General features: G+C 72.8%; 29 protein-coding genes. 17 read left to right on the top strand and 12 right to left on the bottom strand.

Going from position 1 to position 24872, the window contains the following annotated elements; genetic code table 11:
- Positions 1 to 90: 90 nt before the first annotated feature.
- Both fdxA and dapC read left to right on the top strand, forming a co-directional pair.
- A complete protein-coding gene (fdxA, locus tag OG295_RS11635) occupies positions 91 to 420 on the top strand; it encodes a ferredoxin (RefSeq protein WP_030226044.1) in 330 nt (109 codons plus the stop codon).
- 95 nt (positions 421 to 515) lie between these two features.
- On the top strand, positions 516 to 1610 hold the full coding sequence (gene dapC / locus OG295_RS11630) for a succinyldiaminopimelate transaminase (RefSeq protein WP_371676803.1): 1095 nt from the start codon (positions 516 to 518) through the stop codon (positions 1608 to 1610).
- A 73-nt stretch (positions 1611 to 1683) separates the two neighbouring features.
- Here the strand turns inward: dapC and OG295_RS11625 are convergent, their stop codons facing one another.
- The gene (locus OG295_RS11625; RefSeq protein ID WP_371676802.1) at positions 1684 to 2079 is read right to left on the bottom strand and encodes an ATP-binding protein; all 396 of its coding nucleotides are present in this window, start codon (positions 2077 to 2079) and stop codon (positions 1684 to 1686) included.
- 230 nt (positions 2080 to 2309) lie between these two features.
- Positions 2310 to 3287, bottom strand: a complete 978-nt coding sequence (locus OG295_RS11620) for a hypothetical protein (RefSeq protein WP_371676801.1) — start codon at positions 3285 to 3287, stop codon at positions 2310 to 2312.
- Positions 3288 to 3365: 78 nt separating this feature from the next.
- Here OG295_RS11620 and dapE point away from each other — a divergent pair, with 78 nt between their 5' ends.
- Both dapE and OG295_RS11610 read left to right on the top strand, forming a co-directional pair.
- Positions 3366 to 4445: a succinyl-diaminopimelate desuccinylase gene (gene dapE, locus OG295_RS11615; RefSeq protein ID WP_266842067.1), complete on the top strand. Its 1080-nt coding sequence runs from the start codon at positions 3366 to 3368 to the stop codon at positions 4443 to 4445.
- A 64-nt stretch (positions 4446 to 4509) separates the two neighbouring features.
- Positions 4510 to 5268 (top strand): TIGR00730 family Rossman fold protein, encoded by a 759-nt coding sequence (locus OG295_RS11610; RefSeq protein ID WP_371676800.1) that lies wholly within the window; start codon positions 4510 to 4512, stop codon positions 5266 to 5268.
- 73 nt (positions 5269 to 5341) lie between these two features.
- Here the strand turns inward: OG295_RS11610 and folP are convergent, their stop codons facing one another.
- Positions 5342 to 6202, bottom strand: a complete 861-nt coding sequence (folP, locus tag OG295_RS11605; RefSeq protein WP_371676799.1) for a dihydropteroate synthase — start codon at positions 6200 to 6202, stop codon at positions 5342 to 5344.
- An 82-nt stretch (positions 6203 to 6284) separates the two neighbouring features.
- Here folP and OG295_RS11600 point away from each other — a divergent pair, with 82 nt between their 5' ends.
- Together OG295_RS11600 and OG295_RS11595 are read left to right on the top strand one after the other, a co-directional pair.
- Positions 6285 to 6635: a DivIVA domain-containing protein gene (locus OG295_RS11600; RefSeq protein ID WP_371676798.1), complete on the top strand. Its 351-nt coding sequence runs from the start codon at positions 6285 to 6287 to the stop codon at positions 6633 to 6635.
- Positions 6632 to 7213, top strand: coding sequence for a DNA-3-methyladenine glycosylase I (locus OG295_RS11595; RefSeq protein WP_371676797.1), 582 nt, complete (start codon positions 6632 to 6634; stop codon positions 7211 to 7213). Before OG295_RS11600 ends, OG295_RS11595 begins: the two co-directional genes overlap by 4 nt.
- Positions 7214 to 7238: 25 nt before the next feature.
- Here the strand turns inward: OG295_RS11595 and OG295_RS11590 are convergent, their stop codons facing one another.
- Positions 7239 to 8042 (bottom strand): enoyl-CoA hydratase/isomerase family protein, encoded by an 804-nt coding sequence (locus OG295_RS11590; RefSeq protein ID WP_371676796.1) that lies wholly within the window; start codon positions 8040 to 8042, stop codon positions 7239 to 7241.
- A 332-nt stretch (positions 8043 to 8374) separates the two neighbouring features.
- On the opposite strand from OG295_RS11590, the gene OG295_RS11585 reads away from it, so the two are divergent.
- On the top strand, positions 8375 to 8542 hold the full coding sequence (locus tag OG295_RS11585) for a DUF3117 domain-containing protein (RefSeq protein ID WP_003966491.1): 168 nt from the start codon (positions 8375 to 8377) through the stop codon (positions 8540 to 8542).
- 190 nt (positions 8543 to 8732) lie between these two features.
- Here the strand turns inward: OG295_RS11585 and OG295_RS11580 are convergent, their stop codons facing one another.
- Complete coding sequence (locus tag OG295_RS11580) at positions 8733 to 9395, bottom strand: O-methyltransferase (RefSeq protein WP_030226024.1); 663 nt, start codon at positions 9393 to 9395, stop codon at positions 8733 to 8735.
- Between the two features lie 167 nt (positions 9396 to 9562).
- Here OG295_RS11580 and sigE point away from each other — a divergent pair, with 167 nt between their 5' ends.
- The 5 genes from sigE (at position 9563) to OG295_RS11555 (ending at position 13865) form a co-directional block, all read left to right on the top strand.
- Positions 9563 to 10333 carry an RNA polymerase sigma factor SigE gene (gene sigE / locus OG295_RS11575; protein ID WP_371676795.1) on the top strand — a complete coding sequence of 257 codons (771 nt, stop codon included), beginning with the start codon at positions 9563 to 9565 and terminating at the stop codon, positions 10331 to 10333.
- Positions 10330 to 11001 carry a zf-HC2 domain-containing protein gene (locus OG295_RS11570; protein ID WP_371676794.1) on the top strand — a complete coding sequence of 224 codons (672 nt, stop codon included), beginning with the start codon at positions 10330 to 10332 and terminating at the stop codon, positions 10999 to 11001. The genes sigE and OG295_RS11570 overlap by 4 nt, the downstream gene beginning before the upstream one ends.
- 112 nt (positions 11002 to 11113) lie before the next feature.
- A complete protein-coding gene (locus OG295_RS11565; RefSeq protein ID WP_371676793.1) occupies positions 11114 to 12448 on the top strand; it encodes a S1C family serine protease in 1335 nt (444 codons plus the stop codon).
- Between the two features lie 121 nt (positions 12449 to 12569).
- Positions 12570 to 13010, top strand: coding sequence for a sec-independent translocase (locus tag OG295_RS11560; RefSeq protein WP_371676792.1), 441 nt, complete (start codon positions 12570 to 12572; stop codon positions 13008 to 13010).
- Between the two features lie 138 nt (positions 13011 to 13148).
- On the top strand, positions 13149 to 13865 hold the full coding sequence (locus OG295_RS11555; protein WP_371676791.1) for a hypothetical protein: 717 nt from the start codon (positions 13149 to 13151) through the stop codon (positions 13863 to 13865).
- A 103-nt stretch (positions 13866 to 13968) separates the two neighbouring features.
- On the opposite strand, the gene OG295_RS11550 is transcribed toward OG295_RS11555, so the two are convergent.
- From OG295_RS11550 to OG295_RS11540, 3 genes are all read right to left on the bottom strand, one after another.
- Positions 13969 to 15138 (bottom strand): Mrp/NBP35 family ATP-binding protein, encoded by a 1170-nt coding sequence (locus OG295_RS11550; protein WP_371676790.1) that lies wholly within the window; start codon positions 15136 to 15138, stop codon positions 13969 to 13971.
- Between the two features lie 42 nt (positions 15139 to 15180).
- Positions 15181 to 15756 (bottom strand): DUF1003 domain-containing protein, encoded by a 576-nt coding sequence (locus tag OG295_RS11545; protein ID WP_285526056.1) that lies wholly within the window; start codon positions 15754 to 15756, stop codon positions 15181 to 15183.
- A 97-nt stretch (positions 15757 to 15853) separates the two neighbouring features.
- Positions 15854 to 17125 carry a magnesium transporter MgtE N-terminal domain-containing protein gene (locus OG295_RS11540; protein ID WP_371676789.1) on the bottom strand — a complete coding sequence of 424 codons (1272 nt, stop codon included), beginning with the start codon at positions 17123 to 17125 and terminating at the stop codon, positions 15854 to 15856.
- A 168-nt stretch (positions 17126 to 17293) separates the two neighbouring features.
- Between OG295_RS11540 and OG295_RS11535 the strand changes: the two genes are divergently transcribed.
- On the top strand, positions 17294 to 18169 hold the full coding sequence (locus tag OG295_RS11535) for a hypothetical protein (protein ID WP_371676788.1): 876 nt from the start codon (positions 17294 to 17296) through the stop codon (positions 18167 to 18169).
- A gap of 79 nt (positions 18170 to 18248) precedes the next feature.
- On the opposite strand, the gene OG295_RS11530 is transcribed toward OG295_RS11535, so the two are convergent.
- Both OG295_RS11530 and OG295_RS11525 read right to left on the bottom strand, forming a co-directional pair.
- Complete coding sequence (locus tag OG295_RS11530; protein ID WP_371676787.1) at positions 18249 to 18761, bottom strand: hypothetical protein; 513 nt, start codon at positions 18759 to 18761, stop codon at positions 18249 to 18251.
- A gap of 32 nt (positions 18762 to 18793) precedes the next feature.
- Positions 18794 to 19918 (bottom strand): magnesium and cobalt transport protein CorA, encoded by a 1125-nt coding sequence (locus tag OG295_RS11525; protein WP_371676786.1) that lies wholly within the window; start codon positions 19916 to 19918, stop codon positions 18794 to 18796.
- Between the two features lie 374 nt (positions 19919 to 20292).
- On the opposite strand from OG295_RS11525, the gene OG295_RS11520 reads away from it, so the two are divergent.
- From OG295_RS11520 to OG295_RS11505, 4 genes are all read left to right on the top strand, one after another.
- Positions 20293 to 20877: a suppressor of fused domain protein gene (locus OG295_RS11520; protein ID WP_266842093.1), complete on the top strand. Its 585-nt coding sequence runs from the start codon at positions 20293 to 20295 to the stop codon at positions 20875 to 20877.
- A gap of 83 nt (positions 20878 to 20960) precedes the next feature.
- On the top strand, positions 20961 to 21599 hold the full coding sequence (locus OG295_RS11515) for a DUF6758 family protein (RefSeq protein ID WP_371676785.1): 639 nt from the start codon (positions 20961 to 20963) through the stop codon (positions 21597 to 21599).
- 571 nt (positions 21600 to 22170) lie between these two features.
- Positions 22171 to 23040 carry a PHP domain-containing protein gene (locus tag OG295_RS11510; protein WP_371676784.1) on the top strand — a complete coding sequence of 290 codons (870 nt, stop codon included), beginning with the start codon at positions 22171 to 22173 and terminating at the stop codon, positions 23038 to 23040.
- 63 nt (positions 23041 to 23103) lie between these two features.
- Positions 23104 to 23709 (top strand): MarC family protein, encoded by a 606-nt coding sequence (locus OG295_RS11505; protein ID WP_371676783.1) that lies wholly within the window; start codon positions 23104 to 23106, stop codon positions 23707 to 23709.
- Positions 23710 to 23764: 55 nt separating this feature from the next.
- Here the strand turns inward: OG295_RS11505 and OG295_RS11500 are convergent, their stop codons facing one another.
- Both OG295_RS11500 and OG295_RS11495 read right to left on the bottom strand, forming a co-directional pair.
- Positions 23765 to 23917 (bottom strand): hypothetical protein, encoded by a 153-nt coding sequence (locus tag OG295_RS11500; protein WP_167456791.1) that lies wholly within the window; start codon positions 23915 to 23917, stop codon positions 23765 to 23767.
- A 95-nt stretch (positions 23918 to 24012) separates the two neighbouring features.
- Positions 24013 to 24870 carry an alpha/beta fold hydrolase gene (locus OG295_RS11495; RefSeq protein WP_371676782.1) on the bottom strand — a complete coding sequence of 286 codons (858 nt, stop codon included), beginning with the start codon at positions 24868 to 24870 and terminating at the stop codon, positions 24013 to 24015.
- Between the last annotated feature and the right edge of the window lie 2 nt (positions 24871 to 24872).

Raw genomic sequence — 24872 nt, 5'->3', positions numbered from 1 at the left:
TCGTGCCCGGGAACGGAGATACTAGGTGCGGGCATCGACGACGCCGCGCTCCCGCGCGAATGGAAAGCCCTACCGAGGAGGAACGAGAGCGTGACCTACGTCATCGCGGAGCCTTGTGTCGACGTCAAGGACAAGGCATGCATCGAAGAATGCCCCGTCGACTGCATCTACGAGGGCCAGCGGTCCTTGTACATCCACCCGGACGAGTGCGTCGACTGCGGCGCGTGTGAGCCGGTCTGTCCGGTCGAGGCCATCTTCTACGAAGATGACACCCCGGAGGAGTGGAAGGACTACTACAAGGCGAACGTCGAGTTCTTCGACGAGCTCGGTTCGCCCGGTGGTGCCTCCAAGCTCGGTCTGATCGAGCGGGACCACCCCTTCGTCGCCGCACTGCCTGCCGACATCAACGGCGAGCACTGACCGTTCACGGCAGACGCGCCTCTCGGTCCCGTACGGCACTCCTGCCGCACGGGACCGAGCCGTTTTCCCGCTACCCACAGAGAGCAGAGACCACCGTGGCCGCAGTATCCGACCGTCTTCCCGCCTTCCCCTGGGACAAGCTGGAGCCGTACAAGGCCACGGCGGCGGCCCATGCGGACGGCATCGTCGACCTCTCCGTCGGCACGCCCGTGGACCCGGTCCCGGAGCTGATCCAGCGCGCCCTGATCGGCGCCGCGGACTCCCCGGGCTACCCGACGGTATGGGGGACGCCCGCCCTGCGCGACGCCATCACCGGCTGGCTCCGCGGCCGGCTCGGCGCGAGCGCCGCCGGGCACCGCAACGTCCTGCCCGTGGTGGGTTCCAAGGAACTGGTCGCCTGGCTGCCGACCCAGCTGGGCCTCGGCGCCGGCGACAAGGTGGCCTACCCGCGCCTGGCCTACCCGACGTACGAGGTCGGCGCGCGGCTGTGCGGCGCCGAGGCCGTGGTCTACGACGACCCGACCGAGCTCGACCCGGCCGGCGTGAAGCTCCTGTGGCTCAACTCCCCGTCCAACCCGACCGGAAGGGTCCTCTCCAAGGAGGAGCTGATCCGGATCGTCGCCTGGGCGCGCGAGCACGGCATCCTGCTCTTCAGCGACGAGTGCTACCTGGAACTCGGCTGGGAGGCCGAGCCCGTCTCCGTCCTGCACGACGAGGTCTGCGGCGGTTCCTACGAGGGCGTCGTGGCCGTCCACTCGCTCTCCAAGCGCTCCAACCTGGCCGGGTACCGGGCCGCGTTCATCGCCGGTGACGCCGCCGTACTCGGCGAACTGCTGGAGATCCGCAAGCACGGCGGCATGATGACCGCCGCCCCCGTCCAGGCCGCCGTCATCGCGGCGCTCGGCGACGACGCCCACGTCGAGGAGCAGCGCGGCCGCTACGCCGCCCGCCGCGAGGCGCTGCGCACGGCCCTGGAGGCGCACGGCTTCCGGGTCGAGCACAGCGAGGCCAGCCTCTACCTGTGGGTGACCCGCGACGAGCCCTGCTGGGACACCGTCGCCCACCTCGCCGGCCTCGGCATCCTGGTCGCGCCCGGCGACTTCTACGGCGAGGCGGGCGCGAACTTCGTCCGCGTGGCCTTCACCGCCACCGACGAGCGGGTCGAGGCCGCGGTCAAGCGCCTGGGCTGAGGCGCCGCCGCCCCGTGACGGCCCGAAGGGGCCGGGAGTGCTCACTCCCGGCCCCTTCGGCGTTCCGTACGGGTCAGCCCCCGAGCGGCAGCTGACCGACGGGCAGGGTGCTCACCGGCAGCTGGCCGACCGGCAGGTCCTTCACCGGCAGGTCCTTCACGGGAAGGTCCTTGACCGGCAGCTGCCCGGCCACCGGCAGCCCGCCCAGCATCCCGCCGGCACCGTCCGCCACGGCGGCGGCGGGGGCGGCGGCCGGGACGGCCTCGGTGGCGGCGGCGGGGACGGCCCCGGTCACGGCGCCCGCCGCGTCGGTGGCGGCGGAGGCGTCCGGCGCGGTGAGTGCGCCCAGCTGCGGCACGGACTCCAGGCCCGCGGCACTGGCCGCGCCGGCCGCACCGACCACGGGAGCGGTTCCGGCTGCGAGGAGAAGCGCGGCGCGGGCGATCCGACGTGTCAGGGGGAGGGACATGATGCTCCTAAGCGGTAGCGGCTGAGTACGCCGTGTACAACCGCTGCCGGGGTGGGTGGAGTTGCGGACCCGGCGGGTAAAGGATCAGTAACGCATCGTTTAATCGGCTTCCGCGACAAACGCATTGGATGCGCGCCCACCAGGCCTTCCGTCCGCTTCCGGGCCACCCGGCCCGGCCGGCCGGCCACCCCCGCACGGGTGAGGTCCCGTACGTACGGGCGGTCCCCGGGTCAGCCCCGGCGGGCGACGAAGATCCGCACCTCGTCCGGCGCCGGGTCGTACGGGTCCGTCCCGCCCGCGCTCCGCGGGCGCCAGGCGCCCCCTTCGTCGCCGGCCGTCCAACGGGAGGTGCCGTACGAGACCCGGGCGATCCCCAGCTCGTTCGAACGGGCCACCGCCCAGTGGGCCATCGCCCGGCCCCGGCGCGCCTCGCCCGGCCCGCCGTCCTTCCGCAGCCGCAGGGAGACCTCGGCCTCCGGGACCGTGCCCGGCCTCGTGCGGCCCGCCGTGGCGCCGCCGTGGGCGCCGCCCAGGGCCTCCTTGCCGAAGGCCCGGGTCAGCTCCGCGCGGACCCTCTCGGGGTCGCCCGGCTGCGGGGCCGGGCCCGAGCAGGTCAACGTGGCCGGCGTGCCGCTCTCGCCGAAGGCGGCCGTCAGGACCGTGGCGTCCGGCTCGTGCTTCGCGTAGGCCTGCGGGAAGCCGCTGAGCTGCACCTTCTGCGCGGCCACCGTCAGCGGCAGCCGCGTGTACCCCTTGATCTCGGCGAGCCGGTCGTAGAAGATCCCCGCCGAGTACACCGGGTCCATGATCTGCTGCGGGGTGCCCCAGCCCTGCGAGGGCCGCTGCTGGAACAGGCCCAGCGAGTCCCGGTCGCCGTGGTCGAGGTTGCGCAGCGCCGACTCCTGCATCGCGGTCGCCAGCGCGATGGTCACCGCCCGGTCCGGCAGTCCCTTGGAGATCCCGACGGCGGCTATGGTCGCCGCGTTGGCGGCCTGTTCGGGAGTCATCTCGTACGTCTGCACGGTGCCCGGGGAGGCTGCGCCCGCCCCGGTCGCCGTGACCGTGCAGTACGGGGCGCCACCACCGGTGGAGGACCGCTGCGCGGCGAAGTACCCGGCCACCGCGAGCAGGACGGCCAGACCCAGGGCCACGCGGAGCGGCCTGCGGCGGCGGGGACGGGAGCGATCGGTCTCGGACACGCGGCCCACCGTACTTGAGGCGTTCGACGCGTCCAGTGACCGGACGGACCCCGTTCCGGCGCATCCCGGGGCGTTAGGGTCGGGTCCATGTCCGAATCCGAGCTGGACCTCACCCTGGACGCTGCCGAGCTGACCGCCCGGCTCGTCGACATCCCATCCGTGAGCGGCGACGAGAAGGCACTCGCCGACCTCGTGGAGAACGCGCTGCGCGGCCTCGCGCACCTGACCGTCGACCGCCACGGCAACAACGTCGTCGCCCGTACGCACCTCGGCCGCGGCGAGCGCGTCGTACTCGCCGGCCACCTCGACACCGTGCCGATCGCCGACAACGTGCCGTCCCGCCTGGACGAGAACGACGTCCTGTGGGGCTGCGGCACCACGGACATGAAGTCCGGCGTCGCCGTGCAGCTGAGGATCGCGGCGACCGTCCCCGAGCCCAACCGCGACCTCACCTTCGTCTTCTACGACCAGGAAGAGGTCGCCGCCGACCTCAACGGCCTCGGCAAGGTCGCCGCGGCCCACCCCGACTGGCTGACCGGCGACTTCGCCGTCCTGCTGGAGCCCTCCAACGCCGAGGTCGAGGGCGGCTGCCAGGGCACCCTGCGCGTCCTGCTCCGCACCAAGGGCGAGCGCGCGCACTCCGCCCGCAGCTGGATGGGCGCCAACGCCATCCACGCAGCGGGCCCGATCCTGGCGAAGCTGGCCGCGTACGAGCCCCGCAGGCCGGTCATCGACGGCCTGGAGTTCCACGAGGGCCTCAACGCGGTCCGGATCGAGGGCGGCGTCGCCAACAACGTCATCCCCGACGGCTGCACGGTGACGGTGAACTTCCGCTACGCCCCCGACCGCAGCGAGGCCGACGCGCTGGCCCACGTACGGGAGGTCTTCGCCGACTGCGGGATCGACGAGTTCGTCGTCGACGACTCGTCCCCCGGCGCCCTCCCCGGCCTCTCCCACCCGGCCGCCGCGGCCTTCATGGAGGCCGTCGGAGGCCACGCCATGCCCAAGTTCGGCTGGACGGACGTGTCGCGCTTCAGCGCGCTCGGCGTCCCGGCGGTGAACTACGGTCCGGGCGACGCCCTGCTGGCCCACAAGGTCGACGAACGCGTCGAGACGAAGGCGATCCTGCACTGCGAGGAACGACTCCGCGCCTGGCTGACCTCCTGAATTCCACCTCCCTTCACCTTCGTGCGCCTAACCTGATCCAACGATCAGCAGGAGGGAGCACATCATGGGCAACCCTGAAGGTTCGTCCCGTCGCAAGCCGGAGGAGCAGCAGCTCGGGCCGGTGCTGCGCAGGCGGGGACAGGTCCAGGCGGGCAGTACGACGGACCAGCGGCTGCTGGACTCGGCCGGACCCTCCGAGTGGGTGCACACCGATCCCTGGCGGGTCCTGCGCATCCAGTCGGAGTTCATCGAGGGCTTCGGCACGCTCGCCGAGCTGCCGCCCGCGATCAGCGTGTTCGGGTCGGCCCGTACTCCGGTGGGCTCGCCGGAGTACGAGGCGGGCGTACGGATCGGGCGCGCGCTCGTGGACGCCGGCTTCGCCGTCATCACCGGCGGCGGCCCCGGTGCGATGGAGGCGGCCAACAAGGGCGCCCGCGAGGCGAACGGCATCTCCGTCGGCCTGGGCATCGAGCTCCCCTTCGAGCAGGGGCTCAACCAGCACGTCGATCTCGGTCTGAACTTCCGGTACTTCTTCGTCCGCAAGACGATGTTCGTGAAGTACAGCCAGGGGTTCGTGGTGCTGCCGGGCGGTCTCGGCACGCTGGACGAGATGTTCGAGGCCCTGACCCTGGTGCAGACCCAGAAGATCACCCGGTTCCCGATCGTGCTGTTCGGCACGGAGTACTGGAGCGGTCTGATCGACTGGCTGCGCAACACGGTCATCGCGCAGGGCAAGGCCTCGGAGAAGGACCTCTACCTCTTCCACGTCACGGACGACGTGGACGAGGCGATCGCGCTGGTGACGAAGGAAGTCGGGAAGTAGCTCCCGAACCGTCCCCGGGCGGGAGACCGCACGGGGACGGCCCGGCCGCGGCGGCCCCCGGGCCGGGCCTTCCTCAGGCCAGGCCGCGGCGGGCGACGGCCGGCGGGCGGTGGCCCTGGATCGAGGCCACCATGTCGAGGACCTGCTTGGTCTCCGCGACCTCGTGGACGCGGTAGACCCGGGCGCCGAGCCAGGCCGACACGGCCGTGGTGGCCAGCGTTCCCAGCAGGCGTTCCTTGACCGGCTTGTCGAGGGTCTCGCCGACGAAGTCCTTGTTCGACAGGGAGACCAGCACCGGCCAGCCGGTGTCGGTCATCTCCGACAGCCGGCGGGTCGCCTCCAGCGAGTGCCGGGTGTTCTTCCCGAAGTCGTGACCCGGGTCGATCATGATCGACTCCCGGGGGACGCCCAGCGCCGCCGCCCGCTCCGCGAGCCCGACCGTGACGCGCAGGATGTCCTCCATGACGTCCTCGTACGAGGTCCGGTGCGGCCGGGTCCGCGGCTCGACCCCGCCCGCGTGGGTGCAGACGATGCCCGCCCCGTGACGTGCGGCGACCTCCGCCAGCCTGGGGTCCACCCCGCCCCACGCGTCGTTCAGCACGTCCGCCCCGGCCTCGCACACGGCCTCGCCGACCTCGTGGCGCCAGGTGTCCACGCTGATCACCACGTCCGGGTGGCGGCGGCGCACCTCCGCGACGAAGCCGACCGTGCGCCGGGCCTCCTCGGCGGCGTCCACGTGTTCGCCGGGACCGGCCTTGACCCCGCCGATGTCGATGATCGCGGCGCCCTCGGCCACGGCCCGCTCGACGCGGTCCAGCGCGGGCTCGTCGCGGAAGGTCGCGCCCTGGTCGTAGAAGGAGTCCGGGGTCCGGTTCACGATGGCCATGATCACCGGCTCGTGGGGGTCGAACTCGCGCCTGCCCAGTCGCAGCATCCTGCTCTTTCCTCCTTCGGCGACCCTCGCGCCTCGTCTGCGACCTTAACCTGGTGGCCGGAGTCTCTCAGGGGAGTTGATCGTGTTCTGGTTCTTGCTGATCGCGCTGGTCGTGGTCGTGGCCGCGGTCACCCTCGCGGTGGTCGGCGGAGGCGCGGAAGCCGTACTGCCCGACGCCGAACCGGACCGGGTGGCCGACGGGCTCCCGGAGAGCCGGCCGGTGGTGCGGGCCGACATCGAAGCCCTGCGGCTGCCGGTCGGACCGCGCGGCTACCGGATGGCCGAGGTGGACGACGTACTGGACCGGCTCGGGGCCGAGCTGGCCGAGCGGGACGCCAGGATCGCCGAGCTGACGGCCGCCGCCGCGCCGCACGGGCCGGCCGGCGCCCCGGAGCCCGCCGGCCGGATCGACCTCACCAAGGACGACCGGTGAGCGGCGGCGGCCCGGTCGCCGGGCCCGACGGCGGACTGCGCTGCCCGTGGGGGCTGTCCACGGAGGACTACGTGGCCTACCACGACACCGAGTGGGGCAAGCCGGTGCACGGGGACGACGCCCTCTACGAGCGGCTGTGCCTGGAGGCCTTCCAGTCCGGGCTGTCCTGGCTGACGATCCTGCGCCGGCGCGAGGGGTTCCGTAAGGCCTTCGCGGACTTCGAGATCGCGGCGGTCGCCCGCTTCGGGCCCCGGGACGCCGAACGGCTCCTCGCCGACGAGGGCATCATCCGCAACCGGGCCAAGATCGAGGCCACCCTCGCCAACGCCAAGGTCCTGGCCGGGTGGCGGCCGGGGGAGCTGGACGCGCTGATCTGGTCCCACGCCCCGGAGAAGCCGGGCCCGGCCCCGGAGAGCACCGCCGACGTGCCGGCGGTGACCCCCGAGTCCACGGCCCTGGCCAAGGCGCTCAAGAAGGCGGGCATCCGGTTCGTCGGACCGACCACCGCCTACGCGCTGATGCAGGCGTGCGGCCTGGTCGACGACCACCTCGCGGGCTGCGTCTCCCGCGGGGCGTAGCCGGCCGCCGCCGTGGGGCCGGCGGTCAGCGGCCCAGGTACCGCGGCGGCTGCTTGGCGAGGAAGGCCTGGACGGCGATGGAGTGGTCCTCGGAGGCACCCGCGCGGGTCTGGAGCGCGTCCTCGCGCTCCAGGGCCTCGGGGAGCGAGACGGCGGCCCCGTACGCCAGGGACTCCTTCAGGGCCGCGTAGGCCACCGTGGGGCCCGCGGCGAGGGCACGGGCGACGGCCTCCGCCTCCGCGTGGAGGGACTCCGCCGGGACGAGCCGGTTCGCGATGCCCAGCTCGAACGCCTCCTGCGCCTTCACCGAGCGGGGGAACAGGAGCAGATCGGAGGCGCGGGAGGCGCCGATCAGGCGGGGGAGGGTCCAGGAGACCCCGGAGTCGGCGGTCAGGGCCACCCCGGCGAAGGAGGTGTTGAAGGAGGCCGTGTCCGCGACGACGCGGAAGTCCGCCGCCAGCGCGAAGCCGAAGCCGGCCCCGGCCGCGACCCCGTTCACGCCCGCCACCACCGGCTTGGGCATCTCGGTGATGGCCCGCACGATCGGGTTGTAGTGCTCGGCGACGGTGCTCATCGTCAGGGAGGAGCCGTGCTCGCGGTCCGCCGCGAGGTTGCCGATGTGCTCCTTGAGGTCCTGGCCCACGCAGAAGGCCCGGGTCCCGGCGGCGGTCAGCAGGACCGCCCGTACCGCGGTGTCGGAGCCGGCCGCCCGGAGCGCGTCGCGCAGGGCGACCTTCGTCTCCGTGTTCATGGCGTTCATCGCGTCGGGCCGGTTGATCGTGACGGTCGCTAGTCCGTCGGTCACTTCGTAGAGCACGCTGTCGGCCATGGCGGGGGTCCCCCTTCGTCGCGGGCTTGGCTACCGGCCGGTACCGGCCGGTCCAAGGGTCAGCATGGCGGACGCGGCCGGGGGCGGGCATGTGATGTGCGTCAAACAAAGCGGAGCCCGTCCGCCGGGAGCAGCGGCGAAGTATCGCAGGCGGATCCCCGAAATGAGTGGTTTTGGTCGAGCGCGTTGCGCAAGCGTTCCCGACCGATGTTGGTCATCGGGTCCTGACATGCGGGATAATGGCTGGGAAGCAATGTGTTCGATGCCGGGTACTAGGCGCCTGAACGGGGCCGTCGGCTGACGATGAGCTGGTTTCAGGAAGGGGAACGAGCATGGCGGCCATGAAGCCGCGGACGGGCGACGGCCCGCTCGAGGTCACCAAGGAGGGGCGGGGCATCGTCATGCGCGTACCGCTTGAGGGCGGCGGTCGGCTCGTCGTCGAGCTGACTCCCGACGAAGCGGACGCCCTGGGTGACGCCCTGAAGAAGGTCGTCGGCTGAAGCGTCGGCACCATCTGATCTCTGCACCGCCCCGGCCGCTCCGCGCGACCGGGGCGGTGTTGCGTCCGGCCTTCTCCGACGGGCCCCTCGACGCGTCCCTCGACGAGCCCTTCGACGCGCCGGACCCCGCCGGCCCGCGGTGCGGGCGGGGCGTCCCGGAGCGGGCCCGCCGGTGGTGCCGGGGCGAAGGTCAGCGGCGGACCGCGCAGAGGAGGCCGTCGCCGACCGGAAGGAGCGCCGCCTCCAGGGCCGGGCTCTCCCGGACGCTGCGCAGCAGCTCGCGCACCCGGATGACCTCCACCGGCTGGGCGGCGGAGTCGACCGTACGGCCGTCGGAGAAGACGCCCTCGAAGCAGACCAGGCCGCCGGGGCGGAGCAGACGCAACGATTCCGCGAGGTAGTCGAGGGACTCGGAGGGGTCCCCGTCGCAGAAGACCAGGTCGTAGCCGCCGTCGGCGAGCCTGGGCAGCACGTCGAGCGCGCGGCCCGGGATGAACCGGGCGCGGTTGCCCGCGAAGCCGGCGGCGCGGAAGGCCTGGCGGGCGAAGGCCTGCCGGTCCGGCTCGGGATCCACCGTGGTCAGGACCCCGTCGGGGCGCATCCCGTGGAGCAGGTGGATGCCGGAGACACCGGTGCCGGTGCCGATCTCGGCGACCGCCTTGGCGTCCGCGGTGGCGGCCAGCAGGCGCAGCGCGGCCCCGGTCCCGGGGGAGACGGACCGCAGGCCCGCTTCCCTGGACCGGTCGCGGGCCCATCGCAGAGCGTCGTCCTCGGCGACAAACGCGTCGGCGAACGCCCAGCTCGTCTGCCGGTTGCCGCTAATGACCCTCTCCTGTCCCCATAGTTGGCGCAACGGTGACTGTATCCGCTGGCGTCGGGAACCCGCAGATGGGACCGGGCGTTGGGAGTAGCAGAGGCGGGATAGAGGGGACGGCAGCGGGCAGATCGGCGGCCCGGGACCCAGGACCCGTGCAAAGTTACTGCAAAAATGCTTATCCAGAGCTGACGGGAGGGGTGGCTATGGTAGGGGCTCCACTGGACACCACCAGAGCCGATAGGGGAGGTGCGGCTGCGCCTGTGGATCGTGGAGGCGTACTGAGACGTCTCTTCTGGTCGGCGGGTGAGCCGAAATCCGTGACCGACATTGCTGACCGCTTCCACACCGCCACCACCGCAACCTTTGCCGCCGATGCGGGCTCCCAGGCGTGGACCCCTCCCACGTGGGAGGAGATCGTCAGCACGCACAGCGCGCGGGTCTACCGCCTCGCCTACCGCCTCACCGGCAACCAGCACGACGCGGAGGACCTGACGCAGGAGGTCTTCGTCCGCGTCTTCCGCTCGCTGTCCACGTACACGCCCGGCACCTTCGAGGGCTGGCTGCACCGCATCACCACGAACCTCTTCCTGGACATGGTGCGCCGCAAGCAGCGGATCCGCTTCGACGCCCTCGGCGACGACGCCGCCGAGCGGCTCCCGAGCAGGGAGCCGTCCCCGCAGCAGGTGCTCCACGACACCCACTTCGACGCGGACGTGCAGCAGGCGCTGGACACCCTCGCCCCGGAGTTCCGGGCGGCCGTGGTCCTGTGTGACATCGAGGGCCTGTCGTACGAGGAGATCGCCGCCACCCTCGGCGTGAAGCTCGGTACCGTCCGCAGCCGCATCCACCGCGGCCGTTCGCACCTGCGCAAGGCGCTCAAGCACCGGTCTCCCGAGGCCCGTGCCGAGCAGCGGGCCCTGGCGGGCGTCGCGGTGGGCGCCCCGGGCGCCGGGGGAGAGGGCGGAGCCGAGTGAGCGGAGTCAGTCCGTCCCCCGCCGAGCAGCACCTGGGCGACCGGCTCGCCGCCCTGGTGGACGGGGAGTTGAAGCACGATGCGCGCGAGCGGGTGCTGGCGCACCTGGCGACCTGCGCCAAGTGCAAGGCCGAGGCCGACGCGCAGCGCCGGCTGAAGACCCTGTTCGTGGAGAGCGCCCCGCCGCCCCTGTCCGCCGGACTGCTGGCGCGCCTGCAGGGCCTGCCGGGCGGAGGTCCCGACGGGGCCGCCGGGCCGCCGGGCGGTGGCCCGGGTGGTCCGCTGGGCGCCGGTTCGCCGGGTGCCGATCCCTTCGCCTCGTTCGGGTACGCCGCCCCGGCCGCCCCGCGCGAGGGTTTCCGCATCCACGAGGTCGGCCGTCCCCGGCGCCGCTTCGCCTTCGTCGCGGCGGGAGCCGTGTCGCTGGCCGCGATCGCGCTCGGGGGGTCGCTGCCGCTGGACTCGGTCGAGCCGAACGTGCGGGGCGACGCCCCCGCCACCCGCCCCGGCCCGTCGGTCCCGCTGACCGACGCCTTCGTGCGCGACCGGCTGCCCAGCCCCGGCGGCGTCCCCCGCCCGGGCCCGGCCGGACAGTTCCCCACGCCGACTCCCAGCGCCCCGGCGACCGCGGTCCCGGCGACCGCCGTCCCGGCCTCGCTCGCCCGCTGAGCGGTCGCGGCGGAGCCCCGGCGGGAGCCGGGGCTCCGCCGGCGCGCGGCACCTGGTTGAATCTCCGGCAGATGCGCCGCCGTGCGGTGCGCCAGGCCCGCGGGGAGCGTTCATGTCCGACAGTCGCGACAGTCAGCGGAGCGGTCCGGTTCCGTCCTGGTGGAGCCGGCCCGCCGACCCGGCGCCGTCCGCTCCGGTGGACGGCCCCGCCCCGCAGGCACCGTCATCCGAGGCGGACTTCGCGACGCTCCCCGGGCCCGGGGAGCCGGACGCCGACCCCGCACCGCGCTACGACCCCTGGGCCGACCGGCCCCTCCAGGTGGTGGACCACGGGCAGGCGCGCCGTGCCCCCGGGATCCTGCGGCTGGTGGTCTTCGGCGCGGTGATCGCCCTCCTCGCCGGGGGCGTCGGCGGCTACCTCGGCATCCTCGCCGAGCGGCGCACCGGCACCCGCCTGGAGCTCCCGCAGTCCGCCGTCGACCACAAGGACCGGGCCCCGGAGAGCGTGGCGGGCATCGCGGCCACGGCCCTGCCCGGCGTGGTCACCCTGCACGTCAGCGGCAGCGGCGGCGGCGGCACCGGGACCGGTTTCGTCCTGGACGAGCAGGGCCACATCCTGACGAACAACCACGTCGTCGCCGACGCCAAGAACATAACGGTCACCTTCAGCACCGGCGAGAGCGTCGCCGCCGAGCTGGTCGGCCGAGACGGCGGCTACGACCTGGCGGTCGTCAAGGTGACCGGCGTGCGCGGCCTGCGCCCGCTGGCCCTGGGCAACTCGGAGAACGTCCGGGTCGGGGACCCGGTCGTGGCCATCGGGGCCCCCTTCGACCTCTCCAACACCGTCACGGCGGGCATCATCAGCGCCACCGGACGCCCCATCACCGCGGGCGGCGACAAGGGCGACGGCAGCGACATCAGCTACGTCGACGCCCTCCAGACCGACGCCCCCATCAACCCCGGCAACTCCGGCGGCCCGCTCCTGGACTCCCGCGCCCGCGTCATCGGCATCAACAGCGCGATCCGCGGCGCCGACAAGGGCGAAGACGGCGACAGCACCCGCCAGAGCGGCAGCATCGGCCTCGGCTTCGCCATCCCCGTCAACCAGGGGAAGCGGGTCGCCGAGGAGCTCATCCGCACCGGCCGCGCCACCCACCCCGTCATCGGCGTCACCCTGGACATGCAGTACAGGGGGGACGGAGCGCGTGTGGACTCCAAGGGCGAGGCCGGGAAGCCGTCGGTGGTCGCCGACGGCCCGGGAGCCCGCGCCGGGATCAAGGCCGCAGACGTGATCACCAAGGTCGACGGGGTCCGCGTGCACGGCGGGGACGAGCTGATCATCAAGATCAGGGCCCACCGCCCCGGGGACCGCCTCACCCTGACCGTGCTGCGCGACGGCACGGAGCGCACGCTGGAAGTGCAGCTCGGCTCGGCGAGCGGTTCCTGACACGAATACCGCATGACGCCCGGGTGAATCCGGGAAGAGGGCCGCACCGACGTAGGGACCCGCAAGGAAGGCCGGGTACCGTTGTCCGGGCCCGATGTGGAGAGAGCCGAGGAGCGGCAAGGTGTTCAACGACATAGGCGCACTCGAACTGGTCACGATCGTGGTGCTCGCCATCCTCATCTTCGGCCCGGACAAGCTGCCGAAGGTGATCCAGGACGTCTCCGGCATGATCCGCAAGCTCCGCTCGTTCTCCGACAGCGCCAAGCAGGACATCCGCTCGGAGCTGGGGCCGGAGTTCAAGGACTTCGAGTTCGAGGACCTGAACCCGAAGACCTTCATCCGCAAGCAGCTGACCGAGAACGAGGACCTCAAGGAGATCCGCAGCAGTTTCGACCTGCGCAAGGAGCTCAACGACGTCACCGACGCGGTCAACAGCAAGGAGGCGGCAGCCGCCCCGGCCGCCCCCGCCACGCCCGCCGTCGGCACCGGTCCCGACCTGCTGAAGAAGCCTTCCGCCCCGGCCCCCGAGGCACGCACCCCCTTCGACGCCGACGCCACCTGAGCCCCGGCCTGCCCGTCGATCCGGGGCCGGATGGCTATCCTCCATCTGTCCGGACCGAAGACGCCCGAGGGAGGGGGTCCCCCCAGCGCAGCGAGGGGGAGGGCCGTTCCGGACCCCACGGAACGAGAGGCCGCCCAGATGGAGACGACGCGCAGCAGCAGCCGGGTGGGCGTGCAGCCCGCAGAAGCCCCCGCCGCGCCCCCGCAGACCGAAGAAGCGACCCCGGGGCAGCCACCGGAGCCCGGCGTGCCGGTCCCGGCGGCCCGCCGGGCGGCCGCCGGCTACCTGAAGGCCGACTTCCCCTGGTACGGGCTGGACGGCGCCTTCACCGGCCCCCGCTGGCTCATGCAGGTCGGCACCGGTGCGGACGGCACCGTGGAGCACGGATCGACCGGCCACGGCGACGAGCCGTCCGCCCGGGGTGAGATCGCCACCGGCGAGAAGGAGCGGTTCGCGGTGGTGGTCACCGTGGCCAGCAACCCGCTGCGCCGCAGCGGCGACGGCACCGGCGTCCTGGAGGCCACCTCGGTCTCCTCCGCGGCCTGGCTGGCCGGCTCCGGCCTGCTGGCCTACAGCTGGCCGCAGCAGATGGACCACACCCTGCGCGACGACTGGCTCGACCAGCAGACCGAGGCGGCGTGGATCCTCGCCGACGACCTCGCGGGGCCGGACTGGTCGACGCTCTCGCTGCCCGTGGACGGGCAGCCGACGCCCTTCCACTACCGCGAGTCGGAGTTCGGCTGGGTACTGGCCGGCTCCACCGGGAGCGGGGTCCACCTGGGCGCGTACGGACGCGGGATGAGCGCGTACGGGCTCGGTTTCTCGGCGATCGGCGACCTGGCCGCGTACGAGTAGACGGCGCGGCGGACGCACCGCACGACGAAGGGCACGACGAAGGGCACCGCCGTCCGGCGGTGCCCTTCGTCGTGCGCGGCCCCTTGGCGGGCCGTCTGCGGGGTCAGAACTTGTTGCGCGGGGTGATCCCCAGCGACATGCCCGACAGGCCGCGGGCGCGGCCGCCCAGCTTGCCCGCGATCGCGCGCAGCGCGGCGCCCGCCGGGGAGTCCGGGTCGGACAGGACCACGGGCTTGCCGTCGTCGCCGCCCTCGCGCAGCCGTACGTCGATCGGGATGGTGCCGAGGACCGGCACGGACGCGCCGACCGTCTTGGTGAGCCCGTCGGCGACCTTCTGGCCGCCGCCGGAGCCGAAGACGTCGACCATCTCGTCGCAGTGCGGGCAGGGCAGGCCCGACATGTTCTCGACGACACCGACGATCTTCTGGTGGGTCTGCACGGCGATCGAGCCGGCCCGCTCCGCGACCTCGGCCGCCGCCTGCTGCGGGGTGGTCACGACGAGGATCTCGGCGTTCGGCACCAGCTGGGCGACGGAGATCGCGATGTCGCCGGTGCCCGGCGGCAGGTCGAGCAGCAGGACGTCCAGGTCGCCCCAGAAGACGTCGGCGAGGAACTGCTGGAGCGCGCGGTGCAGCATCGGCCCGCGCCACACGACCGGGGCGTTGCCCGGGGTGAACATGCCGATCGAGATGACCTTCACGCCGTTCGCGGACGGCGGCATGATCATGTTCTCGACCTGGGTGGGACGGCCCTCGACGCCGAGCATGCGCGGCACGCTGTGGCCGTAGATGTCCGCGTCGACCACGCCGACCTTCAGGCCGTCGGCGGCCATCGCCGCGGCGAGGTTGACGGTGACGGAGGACTTGCCGACACCGCCCTTGCCGGACGCGACCGCGTAGACGCGGGTCAGGGAGCCGGGCTTGGCGAAGGGGACCTCGCGCTCGGCGGTGCCGCCGCGCAGCGTGGCCGCCAGGTCCTTGCGCTGCTCGTCGCTCATCACGTCGAGGGTGACGGCGACGGAGCTGACGCCCGCGACCTTCTCGACGGCCTCGGTGACGTTCTTGGTGATCGTCTCGCGCATGGGGCAGCCCGACACCGTCAGGTAGACCGTGACGGCGACGGCGCCGCCCTCGCCGATCTCCACCGATTTCACCATGCCGAGCTCGGTGATCGGACGGTGGATCTCGGGGTCGTTCACCGTCGACAGCGCGTCCAGGATCGCGTCCTGCTCGGGCGCGGCGGCGTCGGCGGCGGAGCTTGTGTCGGTAGCCATGCCCCGATGGTACGGCTCGGTAGCACGGCTCAGGAAAGGCCGTCAGCGGTCGCCTTCGTCACTTTCGCCGGTGAACAGCCGCCGCTCGTCCATCTCCTTGATCAGGTCCTGGAACTCGGACCTGATCCAGTCGCGCGTGGCGACCTCGCCCAGGCCCATGCGCAGCGCCGCGATCTCGCGGGTCAGGTACTCGGTGTCCGCGATGGACCGCTCGTTCTGCTTGCGGTCCTGCTCCAGGTTGACCCGGTCCCGGTCGTCCTGCCGGTTCTGCGCGAGCAGGATCAGCGGGGCGGCGTAGGAGGCCTGGAGGGACAGCATCAGCGTCAGGAAGATGAACGGGTACTCGTCGAACCGCAGGTGCGCGGGCGCGAAGATGTTCCACAGCACCCACACGATGATGACCAGCGTCATATAGACGATGAACCGGCCCGTGCCGAGGAACCTCGCCACCCGCTCCGACAGCCGCCCGAAGGCCTCCGGGTCGTACTCGGGCAGCAGCCTGCGGCGCGCCGGGCGCGGCTGGTCCAGCCGTACGCGCGGACGCGCCAGAGCGCTCGCGCCCAGGGCGACGCTGGCCTTCGCCCGCTCGGAGGAACGTTCCGGCCGCTCGTTGCGCAGCCGCTCCGCCGCCTCCTCCAGCCGGTCCGAGAGCCCGTCCCGGGCATGCTCGCGCCGCTCCCGGCGCCGTTCGCGCGCCGCGTCCCCGCGGCCCCGCTCAGTGGCCACGCACGGCCTCCTCGGAGTGGAAGTCCGTCTCCCGCCAGTCGTCCGGCAGCAGGTGGTCCAGCACGTCGTCGACGGTGACGGCGCCCAGCAGCGAGCCGCTCTCGTCCACGACGGGCGCCGCGACCATGTTGTACGCGGCCAGGTAGCTCGTCACGGCGGGCAGCGAGGCGTCCGGCCGCAACGGCGGCAGGTCGGTGTCCACGATCGAGCTGACCAGGGTGAACGGAGGGTCCCGCAGCAGCCGCTGGAAGTGCACCGTCCCCAGGTACTTGCCCGTGGGCGTCTCGTCCGGCGGACGGCAGACGTACACCTGCGCCGCCAGCGCCGGCGACAGGTCCGACTGGCGCACGCGGGCCAGCGCGTCGGCGACCGTGGCGTCCGGCCGCAGCACGATCGGCTCGGTCGTCATCAGACCGCCCGCGGTGTTCTCCTCGTACGACAGCAGGCGCCGCACGTCGGCCGCGTCGTCGGGCTGCATCAGGGTCAGCAGCCGCTCCTTCTCCTCCTCCGGCAGCTCGGAGAGCAGGTCGGCGGCGTCGTCCGGGTCCATGGCCTCCAGGACGTCGGCGGCGCGCTCCTCCTTCAGCTTGCCGAGGATCTCCACCTGGTCGTCCTCGGGGAGCTCCTCCAGGACGTCGGCGAGGCGGTCGTCGTCGAGGGCGTTGGCCACCTCGGCGCGCCGCTTCGGCGTCAGGTGGTGCAGGACGTTCGCCAGGTCGGCGGGGCGCATCTGCTCGAAGGTGGCGACCAGGCTCTCGGCGCCCTGCCCGTGCTCCTCCAGCGAGAAGCCGGTCACCGCCGACCACTCGACGGTGAGGGCCTCACCGCGGCGGCGCAGCGCGCCCCCCTTGCCCTTGCGCACGAAGATCCGGTCGATCTCCCAGTCGCGGCGGGCCGGGAGCTGCTGGATGGCCACGTCCAGGACGGTGGCCTCCTCGCCGGTGGCCACGAGCGTCACCCGGCGGTCCAGCAGTTCGCCGAGGACCAGCCGCTCGGTCGGGCGCTGTTCGAAGCGCCGCATGTTGATCACGCCGGTGGTGATGACCTGTCCGGACTCCACGCCGGTCACCCGGGTCATGGGCAGGAAGATCCGGCGGCGGCTGACGACCTCGACCACCAGTCCCAGCAGCCGGGGCGGCCTGCCGCCCACGCGCAGCATCGCGACGAGGTCGCGGACGCGGCCCACCTGGTCGCCGTTGGGATCGAAGACGGGCACACCCGAGAGATGCGAGACGAAGATCCGCGGGGCGCCTGCAGCCATCCGAGCGCCTCCTAGAGCGTCCATCACCGGTCCTGCCGTGCCTCAGGCTAGCCCGTGCCGCAGGAAGGCGTCCTGGTGGGGCCGTCCGCCCGGGGGTCCCGTGGGGGTGCGCCCGGCGGCGGGTACGCTGCCTGCTGCCCGCAGACCCCCGAGGAGAGGCACCTGCCAGTGACCCCCTACACCCCCGCCGCACGACTGCGCCGGGCCGCCTTCGCCGGTGCCCTGTGCGCGGGTCTCGCCGTCACCGCGACGGGCTGCGGCGGCAAGGCGGAGGACCCCGACAAGGGCACGAACGGGATCGGCAAGCTCGGCGCGGACAAGATCGAGGGCCAGTCGAAGGCGGCCGCCACCGCCGCGGCCTCGGTGCACCTCTCCGGGAGCCTGGTCACCGGGGGCAAGACCTTCACCGTGGACATGCGGCTGAAGGCCGACGGCGGCTCCGGCGAGGTGAAGTCCAAGAACGACACCTTCCAGCTGCTGCGGGTCGGCGAGCAGCTCTACCTGAAGGCCGGCGCGGCCTTCTGGGGGAAGTCGGACTCGGCGGGCAAGCTCGGCGACAAGTACGTCAAGGTGCCCGAGAACGACCCCTCGTACAAGCAGTTCCGCGGGTTCACCGACATGCACGTGCTGCTGGACGGTCTGCTCGGTCTGCAGGGCAAGCTCACCAAGGGCGCCTACACCACGGTCGGGCAGACCCGCGCGGTGCCGATCTCGGCGGACGCGGGCAAGAGCGGCAAGCTGACGGTGTCCCTGGAGGGGACCCCGTACCCGCTGCTGATGGAACGCGCGGGCGGCGCGGGCCGGGTGGAGCTCTCCGAATGGGGCAAGCCCTTCCCGCTGGAGGCGCCCACGCAGGACCAGACCGTGGACTACGGCTCGCAGCTGCCGACCACCAAGGACGGCAAGGACACGGGAACCGGTACGGGCAAGGGCACCGGCTCGGGGACCGGCTCGGGCTCGGGAACCGCGAGCGGCACCGGCGGCGCCCCGTCCCCTACGAAGAGCCAGGGCTCGGGCCAGGGCTCCGACCCGGGCTCCGGCTGAGCCCGCCCTCAGTACCGGGCCCGCCCTCAGTACCGGGCCCGCCCTCAGTACCGGGCCCGCCCTCAGTACCGGGCCCGCTTCAGCGCTTGGCCTTCTTCCGCTTCAGCAGCAGCTTCGGCAGCCCCGCCGGGACGGGCCTGCGCGTGACCGCCGGGGAGGGCAGCGGAGCCGCGGCCAGCGACCCGTCGGGCAGCCCGTCGGCGACGGCCACGGGCTCCAGGCGCAGCAGCCGGCACTCGCGGGCCCAGCGCTCGGTCATCCGCTCCGAGTCGGGCGCGTTCAGCCGCTTGCCCTTCAGCTCGGCGACGGCGGCCTCCCACGACGTGCTGCCGGGTACGAGCTCCCGTACGGCCGCCGTCCAGGCGACGAGCCGGCCGCCCTTGTCCTTGCTGCGCACCGTCACCTCGGCGGCGGCGCCGTCGGTGAGACCCGGGAAGGGCTGCTCGCCGGGGCCGTCACCGAGCACGTGCGCCGCGCCGTCCACCCAGGCGTGCCACAGGGCCCGGTCGGCGCCCGCGCCGCGGACCCAGATCAGGCCGGACTTCTTGGAGGCCTCCTCGACGAGGGCCAGGTCGAGTGCGCTGAGAGTCATGCGCACAGGTTAGGGGGTCCGCCCCGGGGTGCCTACAGCCAGCCGTTGCGGCGGAGTGTCCGGTGGATGGCGAAGCAGCTGCCGACGATCGCGACCATCACCATCGGGTATCCGTAGCGCCAGTGCAGCTCCGGCATGTGCTCGAAGTTCATCCCGTACACCCCGCAGATCATCGTCGGCACGGCGATGATCGCCGCCCACGAGGTGATCTTGCGCATGTCCTCGTTCTGGGCGACGGAGGCCTGCGCCAGGTTCGCCTGGAGGATCGAGTTCAGCAGCTCGTCGAACCCGATGACCTGCTCGTGGACCCGCGCGAGGTGGTCCGCCACGTCGCGGAAGTACTTCTGGATGTCCGGGTCCACCAGCCGCATCGGCCTCTCGCTCAGCAGCTCCATCGGCCGCAGCAGCGGGGAGACCGCCCGCTTGAACTCCAGCACCTCGCGCTTGAGCTGGTAGATCCGGCCCGCGTCGCCGCCCCGGCTGACGCCCTTGGCGGGGGCGGCGAAGACCGCGCTCTCCACCTCGTCGATGTCGTCCTGGACCGCCGCCGCCACCGCGATGTAGCCGTCGACCACGTGGTCGGCGATCGAGTGGAGCACGGCCGACGGGCCCCGCGAGAGCAGCTCCGGGTCGTCCTGGAGACGGTGGCGCAGGCTCCGCAGGGACCCCTGGCCGCCGTGCCGGACGGTGATGACGAAGTCGGGTCCGGTGAAGCACATGACCTCGCCGGTCTCCACCACCTCGCTCGTGGCGGTGAGTTCGGCGTGCTCCACGTAGTGGATCGTCTTGAAGACGGTGAAGAGCGTGTCGTCGTAGCGCTCCAGCTTCGGCCGCTGGTGCGCGTGCACCGCGTCCTCCACGGCCAGGGGGTGCAGGCCGAAGGTGGCGGCGATCCCCGCGAACTCCGCCTCGGTGGGCTCGTGCAGTCCGATCCAGGCGAAACCGCCGCCCTCGCGGACCCGGCGCATCGCCTCACGCGGCGTCAGACAGCCGCGGCCCGGCTCCAGGGGGTCGCGCCGGCCGTCTCGGTACACGGCGCAGTCGACCACCGCACTGCTGGCGGAGGGGTCGCGGGTGGCGTCGTAGCCGGGCTGGACGGGCGTGGACCGGCGCAGGGCCGGACGGACGGCGGCACGGAGGTAGGGCAGCATCGACATGGCAGGCTCCTTCGCGCGCACGGCTGCGGACCGTACGGGTGGGAGGCCCTCCGGGCGCGGGCGGGCAGACCCGGGCGGACGGAGGGAAACAGGACGGAGGACAGAAGTTCTGCCGTCGCTCTTCTGCTGATCAGAAGATCAAAAGGGGCGGGACGCGCCCTGCATAGAAGCGGAAGAGCGATCGGTACTGCACGATCGACTTCGATCCATCGCAGCCCCACCTCCTCCGGCCGGTCCCCCGTGAGGGACGTCCTGTCGCCGGAGCACCGAAACAACGCTTCTGCGTGCGGCCCCGACCAGCTGTCAACACTATCAGCCGACGGATGGTCAAGACCCGCCCTTTACCCGGGGGATAGGAGTTCTATGCTCGCTCCATGGCAGAAATTCTGGCCCTCGTCGAGGCCCGGCTGCGCAACGCGTTCGGCGAACCCGACGCCCGCGCCGCCGTCACCTTCCTGGGCACCGATCGCATCGAGGTACTCCGCTTCGCCGAGGGCGACCTCGTCCGGTACGCGACCCTCGGGATGTCCGCACACCCGATGACCGACCCGACCGCCGTGGTCGCCGACCCGGTGCGCGGCCCGCGCGCCGAGCTGGTGCTCACCGTACGGGCGGGCCTGGCCCCGACCGACAAACTCCTGCGCCCGCTCGCGGTCCTGGCGGCCTCCCCGATGGTGGAGGGGCTGATCGTGGCCCCCGGCGCCTCCCTGGACGTGGGCGAACCGCTGTGGGAGGGGGCCGCGTTCAGCTCGGTCCTCGTCGCGGAGCCGGGCGGACTCGTCGAGGACCTCGAACTGGACGAGCCCATGGACCCCGTCCGCTTCCTCCCCCTCCTCCCCATGACGGCGAACGAGGCCGCCTGGAAGCGGGTGCACGGCGCGGCGGCCCTCCAGGAGCGCTGGCTCGCGCGCGGCACCGATCTGCGGGACCCTCTGCGTACGGCCGTCGCACTGGACTGACCGGCGCGCCCGCGGGTACGGATGACATCCGGACGGGTGATCGTGCCTTGACGGCGCGCCGGGCGGGGAGGAGCGTGCTTCTTATGAGGGGCGAACCGAGTTGCCCGAAGTGCGGTGGCCGGGTCCGAGCGCCCGGTCTTTTCGCCGACTCCTGGCAGTGCGCGGTGCACGGCGCCGTCCATCCGCTGCAGCCTGTCATCCCACCGAGCGTCGAGGGTCTCGGCGTGGTGGTGAACCGGGCCCAGGTGCCCGTCTGGATGCCGTGGCCACTGCCCGTGGGGTGGCTCTTCACCGGGGTCGCGACCGCCGGTGACGACCGCAGCGGGGGCCGGGCCACCGCCGTGGCCTGCTCCGGGCCGGGGCCGCTGGGCGGCATCGGCGAGCTGCTGCTGATCGCGGAGGAACTGGGCGTGGGGCTGGGCTCCCGCTTCGCGGGCATCGACGCCCCCGACCCGGGCCCGTACATGAAGGTCTCCGCCCCGCCGCACACCAAGGTCGTCGCCGCGGGGCGGCCGACGCCGCTGTGGCACGTCAGCGGGGCGCCGGACGACCGGGCGGTGTTCGCGGGCGAGGCGCGGGGGCTGTGGCTGTGGGCCATCGTCTGGCCGGAGCAGTCGGGACTCCTCATGTACGACGAACTCGTCCTCACCGACCTCCGCGACGCGGGCTCCGAGGTCGAACTCCTGCCGTGCGGAGCCCTGACGCCCCGCATTCTTTCCTGAACGCGCCGCTCGCGCGTCTCGGCCCTGGGGGGCCTCTCCGGCCCCGTGCCGCTGCCCTGGCCGGGCGGGGCCGCGGCCCGTGGCCGGTGCCGGGCTGTCGTCCGCGGCCCGGTGGCCGCTGCGCGGGGCCTGTCCCCTACCCACCCTTCCACCGTTCCCGCCTCAGACGCCGGCGCGGCTGAAGAACCCGGGCGCGGTTCCCGACACGGCGCTCCGCGCCCGCGCCTCAAACGCCGGCGGGGCTGGATGCCCGCAGGGCATATCCAGCCCCGCCGGCGTTTGAGGCGCGGGGGTCCGGGGGCGGAGCCCCCGAAGGGTCCGGGCGGAGCCCGGGGAACGGTGGAAGGGCGGGTAGGGGACAGCCCCGCGCAGCGGCCACCCACCCGCACCCGGCACGGGACCGGCACCGCCCGACCAGGGCAGCGGCCACGGGACCCGCACCCGGTACGGGACCCGCACCCGGTACGGGACCGGCACCCGGTACGGGACCGGCCAGAGCCACCGGACACCGCCCGGCCAGGGCACGGGTACCCTGGAGTGTCCCCGTCCGTCAAAACCCTGGAGCTCGGCTGTGCGCATCGACCTGCACACCCACTCCACGGCCTCCGACGGCACCGACACCCCCGCCGAGCTGGTCGCCAACGCCGCCGCGGCCGGGCTGGACGTCGTCGCGCTGACCGATCACGACACCGTCGGGGGATACGCCGAGGCCCTCGCGGCCCTGCCGCCCGGTCTCACCCTCGTGACCGGCGCCGAGTTGTCCTGCCGTCTCGACGGGGTCGGGATGCACATGCTCGCGTACCTCTTCGACCCGCAGGAGCCCGAACTCTCCCGTGAGCGCGAGCTCGTGCGCGACGACCGCACCCCCCGCGCGCAGGCCATGGTCGGCAAGCTCCGGGCGCTCGGCGTGGACGTCACCTGGGAGCAGGTGGCCCGGATCGCCGGTGCCGGCTCCGTGGGGCGCCCGCACATAGCCACCGCCATGGTCGAGCTCGGCGTGGTGCCCACCGTCTCCGACGCGTTCACCGCGGACTGGCTCGCCGACGGCGGCCGCGCCTACGCCGAGAAGCACGAGCTCGACCCCTTCGACGCCATCCGCCTGGTCAAGGCGGCCGGCGGGGTCACCGTCTTCGCGCACCCCGCCGCCGTCAAGCGCGGCGAGTGCGTGCCCGAGTCGGCGATCGCCGCCCTCGCGGCCGCCGGTCTGGACGGCATCGAGGTGGACCACATGGACCACGACGACGCCACCCGCGACCGGCTGCGCGGCCTCGCGGCCGACCTCGGCCTGCTGACCACCGGGTCCAGCGACTACCACGGCAGCCGCAAGACCTGCCGCCTCGGGGAGTACACGACCGACCCCGAGATCTACGGCGAGATCACGCGCCGCGCCACCGGGGCCTTCCCCGTTCCGGGCGCCGGCGGATCCGCGGCCCGCGCCTGAGCGGCGCGCGGCCCCCTCCCCACACCCTCTTCTCGTAACACCCCTCACCTGCAAGGCATCACTGTGTTTGATTTCGCCGTCTTCGGATCCCTTTTTCTCACGCTTTTTGTGATTATGGACCCCCCGGGGATCACGCCGATCTTCCTCGCCCTGACCTCGGGGCGCGCCGCCAAGGTCCAGCGCCGCATGGCCTGGCAGGCCGTCTGCGTGGCCTTCGGGGTCATCGCCGTCTTCGGCGTCTGCGGCCAGCAGATCCTGGACTACCTGCACGTCTCCGTCCCGGCGCTGATGATCGCGGGCGGTCTGCTGCTCCTGCTCATCGCGCTCGACCTGCTCACGGGCAAGACGGACGAGCCCAAGCAGACCAAGGACGTCAACGTCGCCCTCGTCCCGCTGGGCATGCCGCTGCTGGCCGGTCCCGGTGCGATCGTGTCCGTGATCCTGGCCGTGCAGAAGGCCGACGGGTTCACCGGCCAGGTCTCCGTGTGGTGCGCGATCATCGCCATGCACGTGGTGCTGTGGCTGACCATGCGCTACTCGCTCGTGATCATCCGGATCATCAAGGACGGCGGCGTCGTCCTGGTCACCCGCCTCGCGGGCATGATGCTGTCGGCCATCGCCGTCCAGCAGATCATCAACGGCGTGCTCCAGGTCGTCCACGGAGCCTGAGACCGCATGCGAACGCCCCCGCACCGTCCTCGGTGCGGGGGCGTCTTCGGAAGCATCAGGAGGACGCCGTCTCGGCCGGTCGGATGAGGATGCGCTGGCCCACCGCGGCGGCCTGCTGCACGATCCGGTTGACGGAGGCCGCGTCCACGACGGTGCTGTCCACGGCGGACCCGTCGACGTCGTTCAGGCGCAGAATCTCGAAGCGCATGGCTTCTCCCTTCGTCGGTGTTCTCCTTGCGAAGGGTTCAACGGGCGGCGCACCAGAAACATTCCCTACGCTAAGGAAATTTTTTCCTTAGCTAACTACCGAGCGCTCAAGGATCGCCAAAAGATCACTAGAGAATCGGCTGTGACCTGGGGGTTCTCGGCGTTCGGCGAGTGCTCGGCGGCCTCCACCAGGACCCGGGAAGCGCCCAGCCGGACGGCCATCTCGTCCATCAGCGGCACCGGCCAGGCGTAGTCGACCGTCCCCGACAGCACCAGCTTCGGCAGCGGCACCGCCGCCAGCTCCGCCACCCGGTCCGGCTCCGAGACCAGCACCCGCCCCGTGCCGATCAGCTGCTCCGGCACGGTGCCCAGCCAGCGCTCGCGCAGGAACTCCGCCAGCTCAGGGGCATCGGGGACCGCGTCCTCGGGATCGTGGGCCCGCATCGCCTCCCACACCCCCGGCATGTCCTCCCGCATCGCCTCCAGAGCCGCGACCAGCAGCTTCGTGCGCGCCCGCTGCTCCTCGGCGATCGCCCCCGGCCCGCTGCTCATCAGCGTGAGGGAGGCGAAGGGGGAGGCGTCGCGCAGCACCGCCGCGCGGGCGACGAGCCCGCCCAGGGAGTGGCCGACCAGGTGCAGCGGCCCACCGCCGAGCGCCGCGGCCTGCGCCAGCACGTCCCGGCCCAGCTCCTCCAGCCCGTACGCGGACTCCTCGCGCGGCCCGGGGCTCTGGTACTGGCCGCGCCCGTCGACGGCGACGACCCGGTAGCCGGCCACGGCCAGGGGCTCCAGCAGGGCGATGAAGTCCTCCTTGCTGCCGGTGAACCCGGGGAGCAGGAGGACGGTGCCGCGCAGGGGCTCACCGGCCTCGTGCACGGCGAACTCGCCGCGGGCGGTCGTCAGGCGGTACGCGCGGGCGGCGGGCGGCAGGGTGAGGCGCGGCGGCTTGCTCATGG

The sequence above is a fragment of the Streptomyces sp. NBC_01276 genome (assembly GCF_041435355.1).
GTDB lineage: Bacteria > Actinomycetota > Actinomycetes > Streptomycetales > Streptomycetaceae > Streptomyces.
This window is presented reverse-complemented; position numbering and strand designations above follow the sequence as displayed.

Bases quoted from the DNA above. Each gene is read 5' to 3' on its own strand.
- OG295_RS11625 (WP_371676802.1), bottom strand. From the start codon at position 2,079: ATGTCCCTCCCCCTGACACGTCGGATCGCCCGCGCCGCGCTTCTCCTC.
- dapE (WP_266842067.1), top strand. From the start codon at position 3,366: ATGTCCGAATCCGAGCTGGACCTCACCCTGGACGCTGCCGAGCTGACC.
- OG295_RS11610 (WP_371676800.1), top strand. From the start codon at position 4,510: ATGGGCAACCCTGAAGGTTCGTCCCGTCGCAAGCCGGAGGAGCAGCAG.
- folP (WP_371676799.1), bottom strand. From the start codon at position 6,202: ATGCTGCGACTGGGCAGGCGCGAGTTCGACCCCCACGAGCCGGTGATC.
- OG295_RS11590 (WP_371676796.1), bottom strand. From the start codon at position 8,042: ATGGCCGACAGCGTGCTCTACGAAGTGACCGACGGACTAGCGACCGTC.
- OG295_RS11585 (WP_003966491.1), top strand. From the start codon at position 8,375: ATGGCGGCCATGAAGCCGCGGACGGGCGACGGCCCGCTCGAGGTCACC.
- sigE (WP_371676795.1), top strand. From the start codon at position 9,563: ATGGTAGGGGCTCCACTGGACACCACCAGAGCCGATAGGGGAGGTGCG.
- OG295_RS11565 (WP_371676793.1), top strand. From the start codon at position 11,114: ATGTCCGACAGTCGCGACAGTCAGCGGAGCGGTCCGGTTCCGTCCTGG.
- OG295_RS11555 (WP_371676791.1), top strand. From the start codon at position 13,149: ATGGAGACGACGCGCAGCAGCAGCCGGGTGGGCGTGCAGCCCGCAGAA.
- OG295_RS11550 (WP_371676790.1), bottom strand. From the start codon at position 15,138: ATGGCTACCGACACAAGCTCCGCCGCCGACGCCGCCGCGCCCGAGCAG.
- OG295_RS11540 (WP_371676789.1), bottom strand. From the start codon at position 17,125: ATGGCTGCAGGCGCCCCGCGGATCTTCGTCTCGCATCTCTCGGGTGTG.
- OG295_RS11530 (WP_371676787.1), bottom strand. From the start codon at position 18,761: ATGACTCTCAGCGCACTCGACCTGGCCCTCGTCGAGGAGGCCTCCAAG.
- OG295_RS11525 (WP_371676786.1), bottom strand. From the start codon at position 19,918: ATGTCGATGCTGCCCTACCTCCGTGCCGCCGTCCGTCCGGCCCTGCGC.
- OG295_RS11520 (WP_266842093.1), top strand. From the start codon at position 20,293: ATGGCAGAAATTCTGGCCCTCGTCGAGGCCCGGCTGCGCAACGCGTTC.
- OG295_RS11515 (WP_371676785.1), top strand. From the start codon at position 20,961: ATGAGGGGCGAACCGAGTTGCCCGAAGTGCGGTGGCCGGGTCCGAGCG.
- OG295_RS11500 (WP_167456791.1), bottom strand. From the start codon at position 23,917: ATGCGCTTCGAGATTCTGCGCCTGAACGACGTCGACGGGTCCGCCGTG.
- OG295_RS11495 (WP_371676782.1), bottom strand. From the start codon at position 24,870: ATGAGCAAGCCGCCGCGCCTCACCCTGCCGCCCGCCGCCCGCGCGTAC.